The organism is Rhodanobacter ginsengisoli (assembly GCF_042657065.1).
GTDB lineage: Bacteria > Pseudomonadota > Gammaproteobacteria > Xanthomonadales > Rhodanobacteraceae > Rhodanobacter > Rhodanobacter ginsengisoli.
The window spans coordinates 1-2,267 of the sequence record NZ_JBHSNF010000009.1 but is presented as its reverse complement, the minus strand read 5'-3'; the positions used below and the strand labels follow the sequence as shown (position 1 = coordinate 2,267).

Annotated in this window: 2 protein-coding genes; both read right to left on the bottom strand. The window is 55.0% G+C overall.

Going from position 1 to position 2,267, the window contains the following annotated elements; all coding sequences use genetic code 11:
• Nucleotides 1-440: 440 nt before the first annotated feature.
• Nucleotides 441-824 carry a hypothetical protein gene (locus ACFPPA_RS19030; RefSeq protein WP_377322836.1) on the bottom strand — a complete coding sequence of 128 codons (384 nt, stop codon included), beginning with the start codon at nt 822-824 and terminating at the stop codon, nt 441-443.
• 496 nt (nt 825-1,320) lie between these two features.
• Nucleotides 1,321-1,659 carry a hypothetical protein gene (locus ACFPPA_RS19025; RefSeq protein WP_377322834.1) on the bottom strand — a complete coding sequence of 113 codons (339 nt, stop codon included), beginning with the start codon at nt 1,657-1,659 and terminating at the stop codon, nt 1,321-1,323.
• Between the last annotated feature and the right edge of the window lie 608 nt (nt 1,660-2,267).

The following is a 2,267-nucleotide window of genomic DNA, read 5'->3' as shown; positions in this document are numbered from 1 at the left end:
GGACAGCGGTTGCCTTGAATTCCTGGCTGTAGCGGTAGGTCGTTCGTGGACCTGGTTTCGGCATCTTGTGGACTCCTGAAGTGGTAGTTCAGGGTGTCCACTAAAGCGTAGGAAGTCTCCCGTCCGCTTGGATGACTGGTTAGGCGGCGACACCCTCCGGCGGAGCGCACCCTCGTAATTTACAAGACTTGCGCGATGCCAACACCCACGACGAAGACGCCAGCCAAGAACATAAAAACTACCAAGCCCCAAAAGCCCATGGGATCTTTTAACCGCTCGACGCGACGACCCGATCTGAAGCCGAAAGAACCTTTGAAAATGCACTGCAGCGCACCGAGAATGAAGACGCCGCCAGCTATCCAAGCGAGAACCGCACTTTGCATTTTGTAGCCTAACGCTTGAGTTGAGCGGCGGCGGAGCCGTCCGCCTCGAACGAGATGTTAGACCACAGAACTGAGGTCCTCCAGGCAGAGGTACTTGTTTGCATCTTTGGCCGTTACGACCAACTCCACGAGGACCTGGGCACCATTGTCTGTAGGTACAAAACACTCGATGAGTGCGAACAACCCGGTGCCGTTTGGTCGAAAGTATTTGACCGTGGATGACGCGAACGGCTCAGCTGGGGCCAATGACTTGGCGCGAAGCTCGGCGAGGCAGGCGGCGAGGTCCTCTTGGATTGCCACCGATGCTTCTCTACTGAATGCACGGGCATATCCAAACCGGCTGGCCAACTCAGCGATGGCGCCAGCAGCGAGCATGCCCACAAGTTCAGAGCCGAACTGAGCGAGCGAAGCCACATCTGTTTGACTGTCCAGAATTTGCACTGTGGTCTAACGCTGGAGTTAAGCGGCGGCGTAGCCGTCCGCCTTGAACGAATTGTTAGCCATAACTACCCAAGGATCATCCCGCTACAGCGAGTTTGTACGAACTCGCCGCTAGGCGTCGACGTATATGAGCGCCACTCTACGCGTTCGTAAGACTGGGCCATTACACCCATGACGAACCTGCAGTCGAAATCGGGTTGTTTAGCTACCAAAGCTGGATTGATTAGAAACTTAACTTGCTTGAGGGCCGAGTCTTTGCTGAGCTTGCCGAGTGCAAACTCAAGCTTGCGAGCACTATATGGGACGCCGTTGACCCAGAAGGTTTGTGGGCCCTCAACGCGAACCACGAGAACCCCGCTTGACGGAATGTCACCAGCCGGGATGGACGCACAGCCTACAAGCATTGAAGCTGACGCTATCGTTGTAAGGAGTAACTTCATGTGACGGCTAACGCTGGAATTGAGCGGCGGCGTAGCCGTCCGCCTCGAATGACTGGTTAGCCGGCGTCGCGATACCACGACCGAAGGCCGCTAGATAGCTCTGGCTGCTCAGAAATGACGACTCTCATGCCAGAGGGCACCTCCGTTGTGTTGGATTGCCTAGCCAGCAAAGTGACGAGCTCATAGTAACCTTTCATGTCGTTGCCGGAAGCTTTGACCGACTCGAAGCGTTGACACAGGGTCTCCAACATAGCGAAGGCATCCCCGCTGTTGGCATTGACGAGAAGCAGATCGAAGGCGCCTGACGTGTAGCACTCGTTGTGCTGATACGCAGGAATCTCCCCGCGAGATATTGCATTGGCAATCTGCAGAAGTTCGTCGACGCGTGAGGTCATGTTTATAAGGCTAACGCTTGAGTTGAGCGGCGGCGAAGCCGTCCGTCTCGAACGACAGGTTAGCGCTTACCTTCGAGGACAGCACGAAAATATTGCTCATAGTGCTCGCCAGCTGCATGTACATGAATACTCCCATCTCTGCTGAAAACTACCACTCGCTCATTGACGCTGGGAACAAAGCTGCCGCAACCAGTGTATGCGTCGAAGTCGAGGTTGACGGGTGTCTGGCCTTTCAGAGTAGATACGCGACGTACGCTAACCAAGTAGCGCTTCACAATGAAGTCACCGCCTTGCGCTACAGGATTCTCCTTAGATGCCTTCACGGAAGTCACAGTTCCAATCACCGCCGTGTCCGAAGTTGAGGCATCCAGCTTTGCGTCACGACTCGCATTGGGTAAGAGCGGCTTACACGCAAAGACCGGCGTACATGCCAGAAAGCATGCCAGACCTATCCAAAGAACAGAGAGATTTCTCATGGGCGCTAACGAGGTTGTAGAAAAACCTCCGCCGATCTTGCTTCAATAGCAGGACGTGAACAAGGGGCATCGGCATGGCACGCTACCGACACATCGACATGAGTCCGCGGCTGTTGCCGGTGGATCTTGAGG